The following is an 18,081-nucleotide window of genomic DNA, read 5'->3' as shown; positions in this document are numbered from 1 at the left end:
GTACTCAGCGGATTGTTCTGTCGGTGACGCGCCGAAGTCGCTCGGCAATATCGGCATCAAGCGCCGTATCAGTCACCCGCCACTGCCAGTTCCCGGTCGCCGTGCCGGGAACGTTGAACCGGGTGTCACTACCGAGGCCGAGCAGGTCCTGCATAGTGGTCATGGCAACGATTGCGTTCGAGTTCCACACCGCCTCGATGAGGTCCCAGTTGATTTCATCTCCGTCAGTGCCGAGATTGTAGTGGAGACAGTCCTGTTGCCGGTCCGCGAGGTCGCGGTAGTAGCCGACGATGGTGTCCGTGTCGTGGGTCGACGTGTAGCCGACGGCGGACTCCGGGTAGTGCATCGGTTGATACATGTGCCCCTCTTCGCACCAGTCGGCGTACTGCGGCACGCGCATCCCGGGGAAGCCGAACTCGTCTCGGAGCGCGACGATACTCTCGTCGAGAAAGCCCAGGTCCTCGACGAAAAACGGGAGTTCGCCGAGCCTGTCTCTGACCGTCTCGAAGAAATGCGCGCCGGGGCCGTCCCGCCACTGTCCGGCGGCCGGGTCGTCCGCTTCGGCCGGAATCGACCAGAACTCGTCGAAGCCTTTGAAGTGGTCGATGCGGGCGATGTCGACGAGGTCAAACAGCCGCTCGAATCGGTCGACCCACCAGCCGTAGTCGTTCGCACGGAGAGCGTCCCAGTCGTAGACGGGATTCCCCCACCGCTGGCCGTCGTCGCCGGGGTTGGGCGGCACGCCGGCCACCTCTGCAGGGTGGTGGTCGTCGTCGAGTCGGAACACCTCGGGATACGCCCAGACATCCGCCGAGTCGAGACCGACGTAGATGGGGAGGTCGCCCACGAGGCCGATGTCCCGCTCGGCCGCGTAGTCGGCCAGCGCCTGCCACTGGCTGTCGAAACACCACTGGACGAACTTGTGATAGCGAATGTCGTCGGCCAGGTCATCCTGATATCGCTCCATGGCCGCTGGCTCGCGCGTTCTGATATCGTCCGGCCAGTCCATCCAGCCGGCATCGTCGAACTCGGCTTTCAGTGCCGTGAACAGTGCGTAGTCGTCGAGCCAGCCGGCCTCGCGCTCACAGAACTCGGTAAACGACTGCTGGTCCGCGTCGCTTGCGCTCTCCTCGAAGGCGGCGTACGCGTCCCGGAGCCGAGCTTCCTTGAACTCGGTTACGCGGTCGTAGTTGACCTGCTGTCCTGAGAAGTCGTCGGGCGGTTCAGTGTCGGCCTCCGTGAGATAGCCGCGGTCGGTGAGGTCCCGCAGGTCGATGAGCAAGGAGTTCCCCGCGAAGGCGGACGAGGACTGATACGGGGAGTTCCCGTGGATGCTCGCCGTCGGACCGAGCGGGCAAAACTGCCATAGCGACTGGTCTGCCCGGTCAAGGAAATCGACGAACGCCCGCGCGCCAGCACCGAGGTCACCGATGCCGTGTGGCCCCGGAAGCGACGTCAGGTGGAGAAACACGCCACTCTGCCGTTCGAATTGCATACGCACCTGTTGCCCTGACAGGCATTTCAATGGGCGGGGTTTTTCTGGGCGAGGGGCGCGGACGAAGTGAGCGGCCCTCGGCAAAGCGAGCGGGGAGGAACGACCCGTGAGCAGTGAGCGCCGTCGTATCCGTGTCAGGACGCGGCGGCGGGGGTACGCAAACATATATATTGTATCCATTTGATGCTATGACGAGAGAGTCAGTTACAGAGATGCCACCGAACGTTCTGATGCTTGGCTGGGGGTTCCCACCCAACATCACCGGCGGGCTTGATACCGCTATCGGGGAGCTGTTCGAACAGCTCGAACCGAGAGACGACATCGAGTTCGAACTGGTGTTGCCCGCGGAGTACGCGCCGCCGGACCGCGACGGCATCCACGGCGTCTCGACGGGCAGCGGTGACATCATCACCCGCATTGGCCGGCTAGCTGGGGAGTTCGCCGACAAAGCGGCCGACGCCGACATCATCCACACGAACGACTGGTTCGGCTACAACCCCGGCTCGCGGGCCAAATCGTCCCACGATGTGGAGTGGATTTCGACCTTCCACTCGCTGTCGGCGGACCGCAACGTGACGCCACCACAGCGTGAGGTCGAAACAGAGCAGCGGGTCGCCAACCGCTCAGACCACGTCGTCGCGGTGAGCAAGTTCACACAGCGGCGGATTCGCGAGCAGTACGACGCCGACTCGACGGTCATCTACAACGGGTTCTCGTCGGTGGAGCCGACGGGTCGGGATATCAAAGCGGAGCTCGGTATCGACGGGAAAATGCTGTTTTTCGTCGGTCGACACACCGACCAGAAGGGGCTGTCGTACCTGCTGTACGCGCTCTCGAAGCTCGGTCAAGACGACGTGAGCCTTGTACTCGGCGGCTCAGGCCACCTCACCGAACAGCTCGAACGGTTCGCGGAGCTATTGGGCGTCGAGGACCGGGTCTACTTCCCGGGGTATCTCCCTCAGTCGGAACTTGGGGACTACTACAACAGCGCCGACCTGTTCGTCTCGCCGTCGCTTGCGGAACCGTTCGGCATCACCATCGTCGAAGCACTGTCGGTCGGGACGCGCGTCGTCGCCTGCGAGAGCGGGGCGGCGGAACTCCTCAACGAGGACTGTGTCATTGAGGTCGAGCCCGATTCGGACTCCATCGCCGAGGGAATCGAGCACGCGCTATCGCTGTCGACGCCGATCGAGTACGACGTTCGAACCTGGGGCGAAGTCGCTGACGAGCACGTCGCGTTCTACCACGAGGTTCTGGACGAAGCCTGACCTGCGGCCGTGCGTTCACCGGAGAAAGCGAACGTCCGTGACCGGCTCCGGGTGGACGATCAGATAGCCGTCAGCGGTCGGCTCCAGCCCCGTCACAGATGTTGTGTCCGTTTGTGTTCGGTACGGGCTGTCGGCGGTTCCGTCAGCCGACTGGTAGGGGCTGTCGTACGGCGTCTGTCTGTCTTCCGGCGGGCGGTCGAAATCCTCCGGTGGCAGGTATATTTTCTCGCCCGATTTCGAGCGGACCACGACGGCCGTGTCGCGGTCGCCCGAAACATCGATTCTGGTCCGGCCGTCGTCGATTGTCATCTCGAACGTGACTGGCTCCGTTTTTGATTGTGACATGTTGTCAGATAACTTTCGTACGGCGAGTAGACGGCGCTGTGTCACTTAGTCCTTCGCCAGCAGTGCGGTGGCTGGTGGCGAGCCGTGGTGAGCCCTGCATTCGAGCGGTGGGTCCACGGTCACGAACCATCAGCGGTTGATGATGAGCGACCCCGACATATTGTACCCCTCGACGTGGACGTCCTCGCCGAGAATCGTTTCGTCGAGATCGCAGTCGTGGACCTCGGCGTCCGGGAAGATGATGGCCCGGTCGAGGCTGCTGTCGGTCACTTCCGCCCCGGCCATCACGTGGACGGTGTCACCGATAGCAGAGTTCTCGACAGTCGCGTCGGGGTGGATGAGCGACCCGCCGTCGAGTTTCCACTCGACGGTCTCGAAATACGAATCGGGCGTCCCGATGTCGAACCAGACATCGTCGAAGGTGAATGCAGACACCGGTTCCTGCTGTTGTAGCCAGTCGATGTACCAGCCCGGTTCGTCGGGGTTGTTGTCGCCCGAGAGGTACTCCTCGAAGCGGAGCGAGTCGGCCGGGAAGGCGTAGCAGGCAATCGAGACGAGCGTGCTCTTGGGGTTATTGGGCTTCTCCTGAAAGTCAACGACGCGCTCGCCGTCGAGTTCGACCAGCCCGTAGGACTTGGCTTTCTCCCGCGAGCCCACGTCGTAGGCGGCGAGTGCCGGCCCGTCGTGTTCCTCGAAGAAATCCAGAAACTCCGATGGGTCGAAGCCGATGAGGTTGTCGCCGCCGATAATAAACAGGTCGTCGTCGATACCTTCGCGGTCGATCAGTTGCGCGAGCGCGCCGACGACGCCGAACTTCTCGTCTTCGTCAGCCGTACTCTCGACGGAGAGTTGGACTTTTTCATAGCCCATCTCGTCGATGTGGGCCTCAAACTCGTCGGCGAAGGCCTCGTTCGTGCTGAGGTACGTCGTCCCGATCCGGTCGTCGTCTTCCAGTGACTGGAGAACGCCGTCGATGACGGTCGTTTCGCCGACCGGGAGGAGCATCTTTGGCCGACGCCGAGTGATAGGCCACAGCCGTGTCGCGTAGCCGCCAGCCAGAACTATCGCGTCCATATCCCACAGTCAGACCCGAATTATAAAGTGGTAACTAATTGTCGGCGGCTCTAGAGGTTGAGCTGCCAGACAGTTGTCCCGGCAGTGACGAGATCTTCGTCGTCCGCGGCGGCAACGATTACCTGATTCTCACCGGGGTCGACGTCGACGGCGACTTCGAATTCACGGTCATCGACGGGGATGTACGTGATGTCGGCAGGCGTCTTGACAACGACACAGACACCGGTCGTCTCGCCGGAGACGACCAGTTCGTTCCCGCGGAACTGCGTGTCGACGCGGAGCGCGGGGCTGCGGTCGGGCGTGTGCGCACGCCGCTCCCGGTAGCGGTCGTCGACGAACGCGGGCGTTTCGACTGGCTCGCCGGCGCTGATTCCGTGAGCCAGCCGCACGTACTGGGCCATCGACCACGCCAGCGGCGTCGCCGAGCCGGTCCCTTCGGCGAACTCCCAGTCGTACTCGGTCGCGTGGCCCCGGTCCCAGATCTGTTCGGCGATCATCCGTCCCGAGTTCGCCACGTCCTGCATCATCTGGAGGGCGTTCTCCGGCGGGATGTCCGGGTCGTCACGGTGGAGTTCGTACTCGGCGCGCTCGCCGGTGAGCAGCGGCCAGAGGCGGCCCTTCCCTTTGTGTTCGACCGTCCACGGCGCGCCCTGGTCGTCCCGGCCGCGTTCGCCGTAGCCGTCGCCGTTGTACCGGTAGAACCCGGGTGCGTACTCCGTGTCGACGCTGATCGTGTCGTCGACTTCGACGAGCGAGTTCCGGATAGTTTCGTCGTCGTCGGGCTTGATGCCCAGCCGGACAAGTTCGAGGAAGCCGCCGTCGATGATGTTGCGTTCGTCCAGCGTCGGGCCGTCGTTGGCGAGTGTCCGGAGGTGCCCCATCTCGGGGTTCCCATCGAGCGTGACCCGCGTGTAGTAGGGCGTGTTGGTGTGGCGCTCGGTCCCGGTCTCGGTCGCGGTCCAGGCCTCGACGTTGTTCGCCCACTGGTCGGCCAGCGACAGCCAGACAAGCGCGTCGGCCTCGTGGCCGGTGTCGAGTGCGAGCTTCGCCGCACACGCGAGCCCCGCGATTTCGGCCGCAATCGAGGACGGCGAGAAGCCGGCCTCCTCTTCCCAGCGCTCCTGTGCGGTCTCGGGACCGTGGCGGACGACGTACTCGGCCGACCGCCGGACGTTCTCGTAGCTGTACTCGACGTCCTCGAAGTCGACGCCGCTCTCGGCGAGGCGATAGGCCATCACCTGCGGGAACGAGATGTTGTCCATCTGCTCGCCGCCCCAGCGGGTCGTCCCGTTGACGTAGGTGTTCTGCGGGATGAAGCCGGCGTCGTCCTGCTGGTACTCGTAGATGTACTCCAGTTGGTCCGTTGCGATGTCCAGCGACCCGATGGCGTCGAACACGCTAAACACCTGATACAGGTCACGCGACCAGACGAAGTTGTAGCCGTAGCCCTTTGGCTCCTCGGCGTGGACGGCTTCGCCCCACGGCACGGACGGCGAGGCAATAGACGCCCCGTGGTAGGTCTTGTCCTCCACAGCTAGAAGTGTCATCAGCGCTGTTCTGTACTGGTTCGCCAGCGCTTCGTCGTCAGCAACCGAGTCCGGGAGCTGCTTGTCCGAAAGGAAGTCGCCCCAGCTGTCAGCGTACTCGGCACTGACCGTCTCGTAGCCGCGGTCAAGCGCACCGTCGGCTTCGCCCAGCGCGGCGGCGGTGTCAGCCTGTCGCGCGAAGCCGAGCGCGACCGTGTCCCTGACTCTGGTTCCCGAATCCAGCCGACCGATGAGGACGAGGTTCGTCCCGTCGATGGATTCGACCGGGTCCGGGAGGTCGCCGTCGGAGTACAGCCCATCGAGGCGGTCGCTACCGGCCGCGCCAACGGTGGCCCAGTCGAAGCGCCCGGCCGCGGCCATCGCCACGGCGATAGAGTAGGCGTCGCCGTTCTCGTCGACGAGCAGGTCGTTGTCGGTCTGGTCGGTGTAGGCGCGGGGGTTCCGACCGACGAGGTGGTAGCTCCCGGGCTGGCCGTATCTGATAGCGCGGTCCTCGGTAATCGTGCTGGTGAGCGCGATGTCGGCGACGGAGAACACGTCGTAGGATTTGTCGTCCGCTGAGCTGAACGACACATCGGCGACGATGGCGTCGTGTTCGGGGTCAGTCGCGTAGTCGACGGTGAGCGTCCACTCGTGACCCTGGCCGTCGCCGGTCTCGGTGAAAACGTGGCGGTAGAGCAGCGCCTCGTCGTCGACCGGCTCGACACGTCGCCTGACACTGTCGTCGGTCCGTCGGTTCTCGCGGTGGGTCCGGACGGCATAATCCGTCTCGTCCGTACACCGGACCAGGAAATCCAGCGTCCGCAGATTCATCATGTCGACTTGCGGATAGCGGGCCTCCGTCAGCGCACCCTCGGTGAGCGTGAACCAGACGCGCGAGGGGTCCTGCTCGTCGTGGTCGGCGACGGTGCCGATGCCGTACTTCTCTCCGGTCGTCCACGTCGGACGCTCGCTCGGCCCCTCGGTTCCGGCAGACGTCGTCGGGAGCGCGTTTAGCTCACCCAGCCGGGCCGTCGCGTGGAGCCGCAGCGCGTGGGACCAGCCAAGCGGCGTCGCGCTGTCGAGAGCGCCGTCGTCGAAGGCCTGTTCGGCGAGGTAGCCGGCGTCGGTCGTGAGCGGTCCGTCCTCCTCGAGCAGCTCGTACAGGTCGCTCGCACGGTCGAGGTAGGCGTCGCCGCGCTCGTCGCGGTCGTTCAGCATATCGCCGACGCGAGCGGCGGCGAGTGCTCCCATCGCCGTCGTGACGGTCCAGACCTTCTCGCTGTCCTGATGGCCGGTCCGCCAGCGGTCACCCTCGTAGCGGGCCAGTCCCGCGACCCGGCTCTCGGTGGGGTTCCGGAAGAGCGTGTCGAGCGTCGTGCTCACATGGTCGGCCAGACGTGTGAGGTGCTGGTCAGAGAGCGCCGTCCGCTCGACGCTGTCGTACTCCTGGAGCGCGTCCGCGAGGTGGAGCCCTGCAGCGTCGATGCGGTGGTCCGGCGTTCCGTTTGTCAGCCCCATCACATACACGCCCAGATCACTGTCCCAGAGCGTATCCAGCCCGTCTAGCAACCGGTCGGCTGCCGCCAGACTCTGCTCACAGACCGATTCGGGCATCGGGGCACGGCCCACCGCAGCGAAGGCCTCGGTGAACGTCGCAGTAGTGTGCGTGAACTGTCCAATTGAGTCCTCCCAGACGTTCTGACACGGCTCGGGCAGGTCGTTGGCCGCGATGTCTTCGATGAGCGTATCGACGGCTGTCTGGATAGTTTCCCGAACCATCGCCGTCAGTTCGGCGTCCATCTTGCTGCGGTGTGTTCGCAACAGTGTCGCGAGGAAGGCGGTGACGGTCGCAGTCTGGTCGGCCTGATACTCCGGCGATTCGGCGTTGTGCTCGACTCTGGCGTTGGCCCAGCCCGGCGCGATAGCCCCGGTGTCGGCCCAGACGCGGTGGGGCCACCGCCCGTCGGAAAGCTGGCTGTCACAGAGGAACGCGGCGCTCTCGGTCAACATCTCTACGGTATCGATATCAAGTCGGTCGCCGGCTTCGAGCAGATGCCGGGAGACCGAGGCGTCATCGCGGAACCAGACGTACCCGTAGCCGCCGGAGTTCGAGTAGAACGGGTCGAACTCCGGGGCAGCGATGCGGCCGCCGGTCGGCGAGGACAGCAAGTCGAGCACCCGCAGGTCCATCCGTATCAAGTCCGAGCGTGGCATGGATTCGGCCACGTCGATGCGCGTTCGCTCCCGTCCAGCCTGCCGAAGGTCGTCAGACGTCGTATGCTCCGTCACGCAGTCAGCGAGATCGAGCAGTGCCGTCTCCCGGTCGACCTCGTCGTGGTTCGAGAGCTGACTGACGAGCGTCGTGTCCTTGCTGCGCCCGGACCGGTCAAGCGGCGCAGTCACGAGGAAGTCGCCGGTGAGTCGGGTCTGGTCGCGTCGCTCGACCGGCTCCGACCGCGGGAACTCGATCGGGCTGTCCTCGAGTATCTCGGCGAGGCGTTCCGGTCGCTGTCCGGCGACGGCGTCCAGCCCGGTCGACGAGGCGAGGTAATCGTGTTCTCGCCGGTGGTACACTTCAAGCACCCGCGAGTTGTCGGGTCCGGCGTCCTCGTGAATCAGCGAGCCGACGCCGCTGTCGCTACTGTCGGGGGCCAGTGTGACGAACGCTACGAGTTTGGCGTTCTGAGGCACAGCCCCGCGCATCGCGACGTGTGTGACGTGTGCCCGCCCCAGCGTCAGGTCGTACTGGTGGACCGTGAACGACCCTGCGTCGTATTCGGTCTCGACGAGCCGCGTCTCGCGGTAGTAGTGCTGTCTGATCGTCTCCAGGTCACTGAACCACCGTGTTTCGTCCCCAAGCATAACCCCGAGTCGGGAGCGGTCGATACCGGAAAGCCCGGAGAGCGAATCGGAGTAGTCCTTCAGCGTGCCGTCTTCGCCGACGTGTACGAGTCGGTCACCGTGCCCGGAGAAAGAGCCTGAAACAGTCCTGCGCTCCTCTGGAAAGCGCTCATGACGAGTCCGTTTGTATTCGTTGAGCGCTGTCGAAAGCCGCATACACATCAAAGCAGACCAATCTCTATAAACTCCTGTGGTTCGGACAAATTAGTGATACTTCGAAGGGCGTGGCTGCATATCGCCGAAGAGCGAAGCTGTTACTGCTGAACGGACCCACCAGCGCGGACTACTGGCTCAGGTCACTCTCGTCAGCCGGAAACACGCTCACACTATCGACGGTCACGGTCGCGCCTCCGTCACCAGCAGCCCCACGGTGCTCCCCGGAGACGAGGTCGGTATCGTCAGTCCCGGCCGGGAGCCTGACCGTCGTCGGCTCGCTGCCGAAGTTGAGCACTACGACGGCCGCGTCCTCGTCAGTCGCCCGTGCGTACGCGACGACACGGTCGGACGGGCCGTCCCGGACCTCGTACGGGATTCGGACGAGGTCCGCATCCGCCGACAACGCCGGCTGGTCGTGTCTGGTTGCCGAAAGGTCGCTGACGAACGACTGGAGCGCCTTGTCAGCGTGGTCCCACGCGAGGTCGTCGCGCCGGCCGCGCTGGCCGAACTCCTGCCCGGCGTACAGCAACGGCGCGCCCGGGAGCGTGAACAGCGCCCCCGCGGCGGCCTCGGCGGCGTCCCGCCCGTAGTCGACGATGTACCGCGTCTCGTCGTGGTTCTCCGCGTACAGCATGAACGACGCGTGCTCCGGGAAGCCGATCTCCGCCCGCCCCTCGATGGCACTGAGGACGGCTTCAGCATCGCCGCCGTCCCCGACCTGCCGGAGCGCGGCGTAGGTCGTCGAGTCGAAGTGCATGTCAAACAGCCCGGCCTGAAAGTCGGGGATGTACGGGATGGTCTCGTCCAGTAGCAAGAACTCGCTGTCGCGGTCCTTGCAGTAATCGTGGATCTCACGCCAGAAGCCGTTCGGGACGGCCCAGGCCATATCACAGCGGAACCCGTCGACCAGTTCGGCCCACTGGGCGACCGCATCGAGCAGGTGTCGGCGGACCGGCAGGTGGTCGAAATTGAAGTTCGCGATGTGTTCCCACTCGAAGTACGTCTCCGGTTCGGTGTCACTTCGCCACTCGTACCACTCCCGGTAGTCGGCGTCCGGTCCTTCCACGGCGGACTCGAAGTAGGGGTGGGTCCGCGCCGAGTGGTTACACACGAGGTCGAACAGGACCTTGAACCCGCGGTCGTGGGCCGCCTCAATGAACCGCTCGTAATCCGCGCGGGTGCCCAGATCCGACGCGATTTCGAAGAAGTCAGTGATGTTGTAACCGTGGGGCGCGTGATCGTTCTGTAACACCGGCGTGAGCCAGATGGCGTCGACGCCGAGCGAGTCGAGGTAGTCCAGTCGGTCGATGATCGCGTCGAAGGGCGAGGTGTCGCTCTCGCCGGCGAACGTGCGGACGTAGATCTCGTAGATGACAGCGTCCTCAGCCCAGGCCGGCGCGTCGTACGGTCGACTGGCAGCGACCCCGTCGCCGCTCGTCACTGTCTCGATGCCGCCCCCGTCGCGGCTAAACTCGACGGCGTCGGGCACGCTGTAGCCGTGGTCTCCGATGGCAACGGCGTGGATGCGAGCGCGGTCCGGGAGCGCGTCCAGCGGAATCCGGAGGGCCGTTCCATCGCGGGTCACCGCGTCGGCGTCGATGTCGTCACGGTCATCCAGCAGGAACTCGACGGTGAGGTCGCCGGCCGTCTCGGTCCCCTCCGGGTGGGGGCTGCAGTCCGCTCGAACGACGGCTTCGTCGCCCTCGATCTCCGGTCGCAACGTCAGGCGGGGCTGCCCGCCGCCACCGTCTTCGTCGCCGCTGTCCCTTTCCGAGGTGTACTCGCCGTTCCCGCTGTGACCTGAGCCACTTCGACCGCTGGAGACGCCGCTGTGACCGCCAGAGCGGCCGGACATGTGTGTGCCACTCGGCTGGAGTCTCCCCGGAAACGCGCGCACGGTGAGGTCGTGTTCGCCGTCGGGTGCAGTGAGTCGGATGACGTATCTGCCCGGCGCGTCGGGGACGAGGTGCTCGACCGGGTCGTCGCCGAGCGATACCGTTGATTCCTTCGGTGCCTGCGTCAGTCGCCACGTGTAGGTCGCCGACGGGTCCGGGTCGCGGGGCGCGAGTTCGACCTCGTCACCCGTCGCCACGAACCGCGGCGGTCCAGGATGGTGCATAGGTTCACTGCGATTGACAGTGTCTTTGTACTTGGGGTAGCCGCGAGCGTCCCGCCGCCGGCAGCACCGCTTTCTGACTACGGCGTGTACCACCTTTGTGCCCGACTACCGACGCGATGCCGGGTTTGCGCTGCTCTGTGGACTGGTGCTCGTCGCGTATCTGCGCCGGGCCGGCGCACTCGACACGCTCTGGGCCGAATCCGCCGTCGCTGTCGGGGTAATCGGCGCACTAGGTGTCGAAGCGCTGTTTGTGCTCGACACACCTGTGGCGTCGCTGTGGGAGCGCCGCGGCGTGCGGACGGCTTCGGCTGTCGCGCTTCTGGGTGTTGCTGGCGGGTTCGCAGTCCTTCTGGGACCAATCGTCGTCGCTGCGGCGTGCTGGGGGCTCACAACGTACTTCGGTATCCTCGCCGTGAGTCTGTGGTACCCATAATCGTTCGCTCCTCACAAGAACAGTCCAGTCACAACACCAGCCGGTGGTCTTCCAGCAACTCTGTTTAGGACTCTGGGTAGCGACAAATGACACCGATGCGTGTTGATAGATAGATATATCTGGCAGATATGCATCTCATTTCAGCGCTCAAAATCTTCACTCGAGTTTTATAGCCAATTTACAGTCTGACCCTATTTCTGTACCCATATTATACCTATAAAAGTCTATTTTTTAGCTATCTGGGCTCATCTAGTAAATTTCTCTCCACGAAATAGGCTGTAAGACACTATTCGGGGCTACAATAGTCAGAGTCTGAGGTTGTATGGATATATCTGGAGCGGAGTGTCCTTCTCTGATGCAGGCCGACCTGTCCACCACGGGACGGGGACTCGGCTGTCGAATAACAGCTGTACGAGTATTAGATTCGACCGGTATCGGTCAGGTGTCGGCAACGGAACTCGGTTGACCTGACGATAGACAGAGTGGTTACTCGTGGGCCAGATTGACCTCAATGACGTTAGCAGCCTGTTGTACCGTGTCGATGAGTTGTGCCTTGCGGCCCGGCGATTGCAACCGGTTGATGGGCGCGGTGATGCTGATGGCGGCCTCGCGGCGGTCGCCGGTATCGATAGGAACCCCGACACACCCGGTGCCGTCAACCCGCTCCTCGGTGTCGTCGGCGACGCCGCGTTCTCGGATCGTCTCCAGTTCCGCGAACAGCGTCTCGCGGTCTGTGATAGTGTTGTCCGTCTCGGCCGGCAGCCCGCGAGTTTCGATGATTTCTGCGACCCGCTCGTCATCGAAACTCGACAGGAGCGCTTTGCCGATGGCGGTCTTGTGGAGGTGGATGCGCTTCCCGAGGCGCGTATCGAGCGCGACTGCCTGGTCGCCGCTGGTCGTGTGGATGTAGATGCCGTAGCCCTGCTCTTCGATCATCAGGTTCGCCAGTTCGCCGGTCTCGACGGCCATCCGTCTGACCTCGGGCTTTGCGACTTCGTAGATACCGTCATAGCGCTGTGCCATGCCGCCGAACTCCAGCCACCGGAGCCCGATTCGGTACTCGCCGTCCCGTTCGACGACCAGTCCCTCGTCTTCCAGCGTCACCAGGTGTTTGTATATCGTGCTCTTGGCCGGCTCCAGCGAGTCAGCGAGTTCGACCAGCGTCGCACTCCCACCGAGGTCTTTGATACCCGAGAGTACCGCCAGCGAAGTCTGCGTCGCCCGGACCGAGTCCGTTTTTGCCCGTGTCATTAGTCATCAGTTCTGCCGCCGCTCGAATAAAATTGCCGTATCGACTGTGACAACCGCTCTGCGGTAGCTTCCGGGGCGACACATACGGCAAAGTGTGCGTCATCGAGCTTTTCGACCGGCACAGGTATTCGAAAAGACGAAACGGAAAATCGGGTCATTGGCGCGAAACCACCAGTTGAAGTCGCCGGGGGCTCCCTAATGTGGCGACCGAACGGCCACGAGATACCGACAGACCAGTGTACGCCGTTGACCGTTGTGTCGTCCGAGCGGAGAAGTAATGAAAGGTAACATAGCATAGGTATTTCGTATTTTCGAATCTACTGAGAGACGGTGGAGCGACCGCTCTCGTTGATGATTCGGTCGATGGTGGACGGTAGATTTAAGCGGCTCCGTTGGGTTTTTTGAGATGAGTTATGAGTGTGACGCGACACTACGACCGCGAGTTCGTCAGAACGTTCTTTACCTCGCCGACAGCGGTGGACGGTGAGGAGGATTCCGCGAAGATGCTGCGAAGCGCCGGCCAGCTCCGCGGCCTGCAGGCCCCGGATGTCTGGGTCCCGGATAACGAGGACGCGACGGCACCGAATATGCGCGCCGAGGGTGTCGAGAACATCATCGACGTCGTCGCCAACCAGGGCGCTGAGTTCCCCGGTGAGATCCACCCGCGCGTCGTCTGGCACCGCGAGTCCCCGGCGACCCGCTACCAAGGCTTCCAGCAGATGCTGGAGATCACGGACCCTGAGAACGGCGCAGTCGAACACATCGACGGCTTCGTCATCCCGGAAGTCGGCGACATCGACGACTGGAAGAAGGCCGACGAGTTCTTCACCATCATCGAGCACGAGCACGGGCTCGAAGAGGGTAGCCTCTCCATGTCGGTCATCGTCGAGAGCGGCGAGGCCGAACTGGCGATGGGCGACCTGCGCGAGGAGATGGGCAAGCCCTCGAACAACCTCGAACGCATGTTCCTGCTGGTCGACGGCGAGGTCGACTACACGAAGGATATGCGCGCGATGACGCCTACCGGCGAACTCCCGCCGTGGCCGGAACTGCGCCACAACACCTCCCGCGGTGCCAGCGCCGCCGGCCTCATCGCCGTCGACGGCCCCTACGACGATATCCGCGACGTCGAGGGGTACCGCGAGCGGATGAAGGACAACCGCGCGAAGGGGATGACTGGCATCTGGTCGCTGACGCCGGGGCAAGTCGTGGAGGCGAACACTGCTCCGCTCCCGCCGAAGACTGGGAGCTGGCTCCTCGAAGCCGGCGGTCAGGAGGTCGAACTCGAGGCACAGGACGGCAAGCAGGTGTACGACGGCGACGACCTCTCGCTTGAGGAGGTCAGCGACGGCGGCTATGTTCTGCAGGCGGGCGGTGACCGGCTGGAACTGGACGAGGACGAACTCACCGAGGAACTGCTCGACCGCACCGCGTACATCCCCAGCATGACCGACATCGTCGACTCGATGGAGGAGTTCGAGGCCGCGAAGGAGGCCGGCAAGGGAGCCATCGCGATGACTCAGGCCGCCACGCTGGTCATCAACGGCGTCGAAGTCGACATCAGCAAGGACCGGATGTGGGACGAAGCGACCTATCAGGCCGCCCAGACGCCAATTACGCTGTTCCAGGACGTGTACGAGCACCGGCCGGACCAGCACGAGGAACTGGCGGAGATGTACGGCGCTGACATCGTCGAACGCGCCACGGCCGTCGGGAACTGACGGATACGTACCGTTTCGTCACTCGAAACGCCGTGGGCGCGATTCAGTCTTCCAGCGGTTCGATGAGTTCGACGTGATGGCCGTCAGGGTCCGCGACGAAGGCCGTGTACGCGCCGGCCTCCGGCTGTGGGCCGGGCTCTTTGACGACGCCGTGGTGGTCGATGCGGTCGACCGTTGCGTCGACGTCGTCCACGCCGAGAGCGAGATGGTCCCAGCCGGACCCCATCTCGAAGCTCGTCTCCCCGTCCGTTTCTGACAGTTGCAGTTCGACGCCGCTGTCGTCGGCCACGTAGTAGTTCGTCGTCTCGCCGTCCGGCGTGGTGAACTGCCAGGACTCCTCGAAGCCGAACTGCTCGTAGAACGCGATCGATGCTGTGGCGTCGGCCACGTTCAGGCACATATGAAGGATGCTTGCATTGCCCATACATCGCTTCCAGTGCCCTGCGTCAAATAGCTGGCGGGCTACGTAAAGCGAATTGTGACCGCATGCCACAGACTTTAATGATTATTACTCCTGAATGCTCGTATGGCGATCGAAAATGTCGAGGACACCTGGTCAGCACAGGAACTGGACCTGAATCGACCGGATGTCGACGCGTATCGGGATCTAGCGGAAGCGCTCCGTGCACGCGTCACAGGTGGGGTTGAGTTCGACGAATACGCCCGGATTCTGTACGCAACGGACGGGAGCATCTACCGTGCCGAACCGACAGGGGTCGTGTATCCGACGGATATCGACGACGTGCGGGCGGCTGTCGAGGTTGCGACGAGCCACGGCGTTCCGATACTGCCCCGCGGGACCGGGTCGTCGCTCGCCGGGCAGACCGTCGGCCCGGGCTGTGTCGTTCTGGACATGTCCCGGCACATGGACGATATCCTCGATATTCGGCCGGACGAGCAGACGGCGCACATCCAGCCCGGTGTGGTGCAGGACGACTTAGACGACACGCTGGCCAACTACGGTCTCAAGTTCGCGCCGGACCCGGCGTCGTCGAACCGCGCCTCGGTGGGCGGCGGCATCGGAAACAACTCTACCGGCGCACACTCCGTCAGGTACGGCATCACCGATGCCTACACCGATGCAGTGAAAGCTGTCCTCTCTGACGGCTCGCTCATCCACGCCCGGGAGGTCGTTATCGACTCACCGGAGTGGGACGATATCGTGAGCAAGGACGACCGCGAGGCCGACATCTATCAGACGGTCCGCGAAGTCGTCGAGGAGAACGCCAACGAAATCGAGGACCGCTACCCTGACCTCAAGCGCCGGGTGTCTGGCTACAACCTCGACCGCGTTATCTACGAAAACGACGACGGCGAGCGCGTGCTGAACCTCGCGAAGCTGTTTGTCGGGAGCGAGGGGACCCTCGGGGTCATTGTCGAAGCCGAACTTTCGCTGGTGACCGTCCCCGAGGAGACCGCGCTGGCGCTGTACTGCTTTGACACGCTTCCCGATGCGATGCGGGCTGTCCCGGTCGCGCTTGACTACGATGTCAGCGCGGTCGAGTTGATGGACGACGAGATGTTCAGGCTCGCAGCCGGCTCCGACGGCTACGCCGAGTACGTCGACCCGATTCCGGACCGAGCGGCCGCGGCGTTGATGCTCGAATACGACTCGGAATTGCACGATGACTTCGAGGCGGCCATCGCGCGGACCAACGAACGGTTCCTCGATAACGGAGCGGCCTTTGACGTGGTGGAAGCCTACACCGACGCCGACCAGGCTGACCTCTGGAAGCTCCGCAAAGCCGCGATTCCGCTCCTGATGTCCATGGACGGCGACCCCAAACCGTACCCGTTCATCGAGGACGCGACGGTCCCGCCCGCCGAACTGGCCGAGTACGTCGAGAAGTTCGAGGAGGTGCTGGCCGACCACGACACCTCGGCCGCGTACTTCGCCCACGCCGGCTCCGGAACACTCCACATCCGCCCGATTCTCAACCTGAAGGAGGAATCCGGTATCGAAGACATGCACTCCATCACCGACGACGTGACCGACCTCGTGCTCGAACACAATGGGTCGTTCTCCGGTGAGCACGGCGACGGGATGGCCCGAACGGAGTTCACGCCCAAGATGTACGGCGAGACGCTCTGGGATGCGTTCAAACAGGTCAAGACGGCCTTCGATCCGCAGTGGTGGATGCACCCGGGCAACGTCGTCTACCGCGACGGGCCGGCGGATATCGGCCCTGATGCCGACCGAGGGGTCGGTGCGGACATGCGCGAGAACCTCCGGTACGGGCCCGACTACCAGTCTCTGGAGCCACAGACGACGCTGGACTTCGAGGACGAAGGCGGCTTCTCGGAGCTCGTCGAACTGTGTAACGGCTGTGGGACCTGCCGCCAGACCGACGGAGACGTGATGTGTCCGACATACCGCGCCTCGGAGGAGGAGGTCCAGACGACGCGGGGCCGCGCGAACCTCCTCCGGTCGGCTATTAGTGGCGACCTAGACGAAGACGAGATTCACTCCGACCGCTTCCAGGAGGAAGTGCTCGACCTCTGTGTCGGCTGCAAGGGCTGCAAGAGCGACTGCCCGACCGGCGTCGATATGGCGAAACTCAAGACCGAACTGAAACACCAGCACCACGAAGCGGAGGGGGCCAGCCTCCGGGAACGCCTGTTTGCTAACATCGACACTGCCTCGAAGATCGGGTCGGCGCTGGCACCGATTTCGAACTGGGCGACAGACATTCCGGGCGCGCGGGCCGTTATGCAGAAACTGTTCGGCATCGCGCCGGAGCGCGAACTCCCCAGCTTCAGCCGGGAGACACTCCAAGACTGGTTCGATGCACGCGGTGGCTCGACTGTCTCGCGGGCCGAAGCCGACCGCAAAGTCCTGCTGTTCCCCGATACGTACACGAACTACTCGTACCCGACGGCCGGCAAGGCCGCCGTCGAAACGCTGGAAGCCGCAGGCGTCCACGTCACCATTCCGGACAACACCGCGCCGTCCGGGCGAGCGGCGTACTCCACCGGAATGCTGGACGTGGCCCGCGACCGAGCCGAGACGAACACGGACCGGCTGGCGGACCGCGTCACAGAGGGGTGGGACATCGTCTTCGTCGAGCCCTCCGACGCCGTGATGTTCCAGGACGAATATCTGGACTTACTCGACGGGTCGGCAGTGTCGCAGGTGGCCGACAGCGCCTACGGCGTGCTGGAATACCTCGACACGTTCCGACTCGACGACGCGCTGCCGGTCGAGGACCGCTCACTGGGAGCTGCCGGCGCGGTCAGCTACCACGGCCACTGTAACCAGAAGGGGACCAACAAGGACCACCACGCCGTCGGCGTCATGCGCCGCGTCGGCTACGAGGTTGACCCGCTGGACTCGACGTGTTGTGGCATGGCCGGAAGCTTCGGCTACCACGACGAGCACTACGACCTCTCGAAAACGATCGGGCGGCTGCTGTTCGACAAGGTCGAAGAAAGCGATGGCGACCGTGTCGTTGCTCCGGGCGGCTCCTGCCGCTCGCAGCTGGGTGACCGCGACGGCGTCGACGAGATTCCGCCCCATCCTATCGAAGTCGTCGCCGAGCGCGTGCCGGAGACGACGACATCATAATCTCGCGGCAACGCGAGAACTCGCTGAGCGCTCTCGGCAACAGGGGTGGACATCGCGATGGCTGGACGCGGAATCTGGACGTTCGTTCCCTGCCGGAAGCCGCTGGAGCACAACGGCAGCGATAAGCTAAACACCGGATGCACTGCTTGCGCTGTCGCGGGCGGACTCCGATGATATCGCCGGCTGCCGGCCGGAGACGACCGTGTTTTCAGACTGGGTATCTA

The 18,081-nt window shown here is 63.8% G+C and carries 11 protein-coding genes; 4 read left to right on the top strand and 7 right to left on the bottom strand.

Annotation, left to right across the window (positions count from 1 at the left end):
- Positions 1–4: 4 nt before the first annotated feature.
- Positions 5–1,495 carry a 4-alpha-glucanotransferase gene (gene malQ / locus BDK61_RS05615; RefSeq protein WP_121302544.1) on the bottom strand — a complete coding sequence of 497 codons (1,491 nt, stop codon included), beginning with the start codon at positions 1,493–1,495 and terminating at the stop codon, positions 5–7.
- Between the two features lie 212 nt (positions 1,496–1,707).
- Here malQ and BDK61_RS05610 point away from each other — a divergent pair, with 212 nt between their 5' ends.
- Positions 1,708–2,763, top strand: coding sequence for a glycosyltransferase family 4 protein (locus BDK61_RS05610; RefSeq protein WP_121303901.1), 1,056 nt, complete (start codon positions 1,708–1,710; stop codon positions 2,761–2,763).
- A gap of 15 nt (positions 2,764–2,778) precedes the next feature.
- Here BDK61_RS05610 and BDK61_RS05605 read toward each other — a convergent pair whose 3' ends face one another.
- The 4 genes from BDK61_RS05605 to malA all read right to left on the bottom strand — a co-directional run bounded on the left by BDK61_RS05605 (position 2,779) and on the right by malA (position 10,887).
- Positions 2,779–3,108: a DUF7510 family protein gene (locus tag BDK61_RS05605; RefSeq protein WP_004958193.1), complete on the bottom strand. Its 330-nt coding sequence runs from the start codon at positions 3,106–3,108 to the stop codon at positions 2,779–2,781.
- Positions 3,109–3,237: 129 nt separating this feature from the next.
- On the bottom strand, positions 3,238–4,182 hold the full coding sequence (locus tag BDK61_RS05600) for a sugar phosphate nucleotidyltransferase (RefSeq protein ID WP_121302542.1): 945 nt from the start codon (positions 4,180–4,182) through the stop codon (positions 3,238–3,240).
- Between the two features lie 50 nt (positions 4,183–4,232).
- Positions 4,233–8,768: a glycoside hydrolase family 15 protein gene (locus BDK61_RS05595; protein ID WP_121302540.1), complete on the bottom strand. Its 4,536-nt coding sequence runs from the start codon at positions 8,766–8,768 to the stop codon at positions 4,233–4,235.
- A 127-nt stretch (positions 8,769–8,895) separates the two neighbouring features.
- Complete coding sequence (gene malA, locus BDK61_RS05590) at positions 8,896–10,887, bottom strand: alpha-amylase MalA (RefSeq protein WP_121302538.1); 1,992 nt, start codon at positions 10,885–10,887, stop codon at positions 8,896–8,898.
- Positions 10,888–10,984: 97 nt separating this feature from the next.
- Between malA and BDK61_RS05585 the strand changes: the two genes are divergently transcribed.
- Positions 10,985–11,320: a hypothetical protein gene (locus BDK61_RS05585; RefSeq protein WP_121302536.1), complete on the top strand. Its 336-nt coding sequence runs from the start codon at positions 10,985–10,987 to the stop codon at positions 11,318–11,320.
- A 486-nt stretch (positions 11,321–11,806) separates the two neighbouring features.
- Here BDK61_RS05585 and BDK61_RS05580 read toward each other — a convergent pair whose 3' ends face one another.
- A complete protein-coding gene (locus BDK61_RS05580; protein WP_004958206.1) occupies positions 11,807–12,571 on the bottom strand; it encodes an IclR family transcriptional regulator in 765 nt (254 codons plus the stop codon).
- Between the two features lie 413 nt (positions 12,572–12,984).
- On the opposite strand from BDK61_RS05580, the gene aceB reads away from it, so the two are divergent.
- Positions 12,985–14,292 carry a malate synthase AceB gene (gene aceB, locus BDK61_RS05575; protein WP_004958208.1) on the top strand — a complete coding sequence of 436 codons (1,308 nt, stop codon included), beginning with the start codon at positions 12,985–12,987 and terminating at the stop codon, positions 14,290–14,292.
- A 43-nt stretch (positions 14,293–14,335) separates the two neighbouring features.
- On the opposite strand, the gene BDK61_RS05570 is transcribed toward aceB, so the two are convergent.
- Positions 14,336–14,716, bottom strand: coding sequence for a VOC family protein (locus tag BDK61_RS05570; protein WP_049944606.1), 381 nt, complete (start codon positions 14,714–14,716; stop codon positions 14,336–14,338).
- Between the two features lie 102 nt (positions 14,717–14,818).
- Here BDK61_RS05570 and BDK61_RS05565 point away from each other — a divergent pair, with 102 nt between their 5' ends.
- Positions 14,819–17,857: an FAD-binding and (Fe-S)-binding domain-containing protein gene (locus BDK61_RS05565; protein ID WP_121302534.1), complete on the top strand. Its 3,039-nt coding sequence runs from the start codon at positions 14,819–14,821 to the stop codon at positions 17,855–17,857.
- The last annotated feature ends 224 nt before the right edge of the window (positions 17,858–18,081 follow it).

Source organism: Haloarcula quadrata (genome assembly GCF_003634715.1).
GTDB classification, from domain to species: domain Archaea; phylum Halobacteriota; class Halobacteria; order Halobacteriales; family Haloarculaceae; genus Haloarcula; species Haloarcula marismortui.
Note: the sequence above shows the minus strand (reverse complement) of the source record. Positions and strands in the feature narration are given on the sequence as shown.

Coding starts and splice junctions, on each gene's coding strand:
- BDK61_RS05610 (WP_121303901.1), top strand. CDS start 1,708: ATGCCACCGAACGTTCTGATGCTTGGCTGGGGGTTCCCACCCAACATC.
- BDK61_RS05570 (WP_049944606.1), bottom strand. CDS start 14,716: ATGGGCAATGCAAGCATCCTTCATATGTGCCTGAACGTGGCCGACGCC.
- BDK61_RS05580 (WP_004958206.1), bottom strand. CDS start 12,571: ATGACACGGGCAAAAACGGACTCGGTCCGGGCGACGCAGACTTCGCTG.
- BDK61_RS05600 (WP_121302542.1), bottom strand. CDS start 4,182: ATGGACGCGATAGTTCTGGCTGGCGGCTACGCGACACGGCTGTGGCCT.
- aceB (WP_004958208.1), top strand. CDS start 12,985: ATGAGTGTGACGCGACACTACGACCGCGAGTTCGTCAGAACGTTCTTT.
- BDK61_RS05565 (WP_121302534.1), top strand. CDS start 14,819: ATGGCGATCGAAAATGTCGAGGACACCTGGTCAGCACAGGAACTGGAC.
- BDK61_RS05595 (WP_121302540.1), bottom strand. CDS start 8,768: ATGCGGCTTTCGACAGCGCTCAACGAATACAAACGGACTCGTCATGAG.
- BDK61_RS05605 (WP_004958193.1), bottom strand. CDS start 3,108: ATGTCACAATCAAAAACGGAGCCAGTCACGTTCGAGATGACAATCGAC.
- malA (WP_121302538.1), bottom strand. CDS start 10,887: ATGCACCATCCTGGACCGCCGCGGTTCGTGGCGACGGGTGACGAGGTC.
- malQ (WP_121302544.1), bottom strand. CDS start 1,495: ATGCAATTCGAACGGCAGAGTGGCGTGTTTCTCCACCTGACGTCGCTT.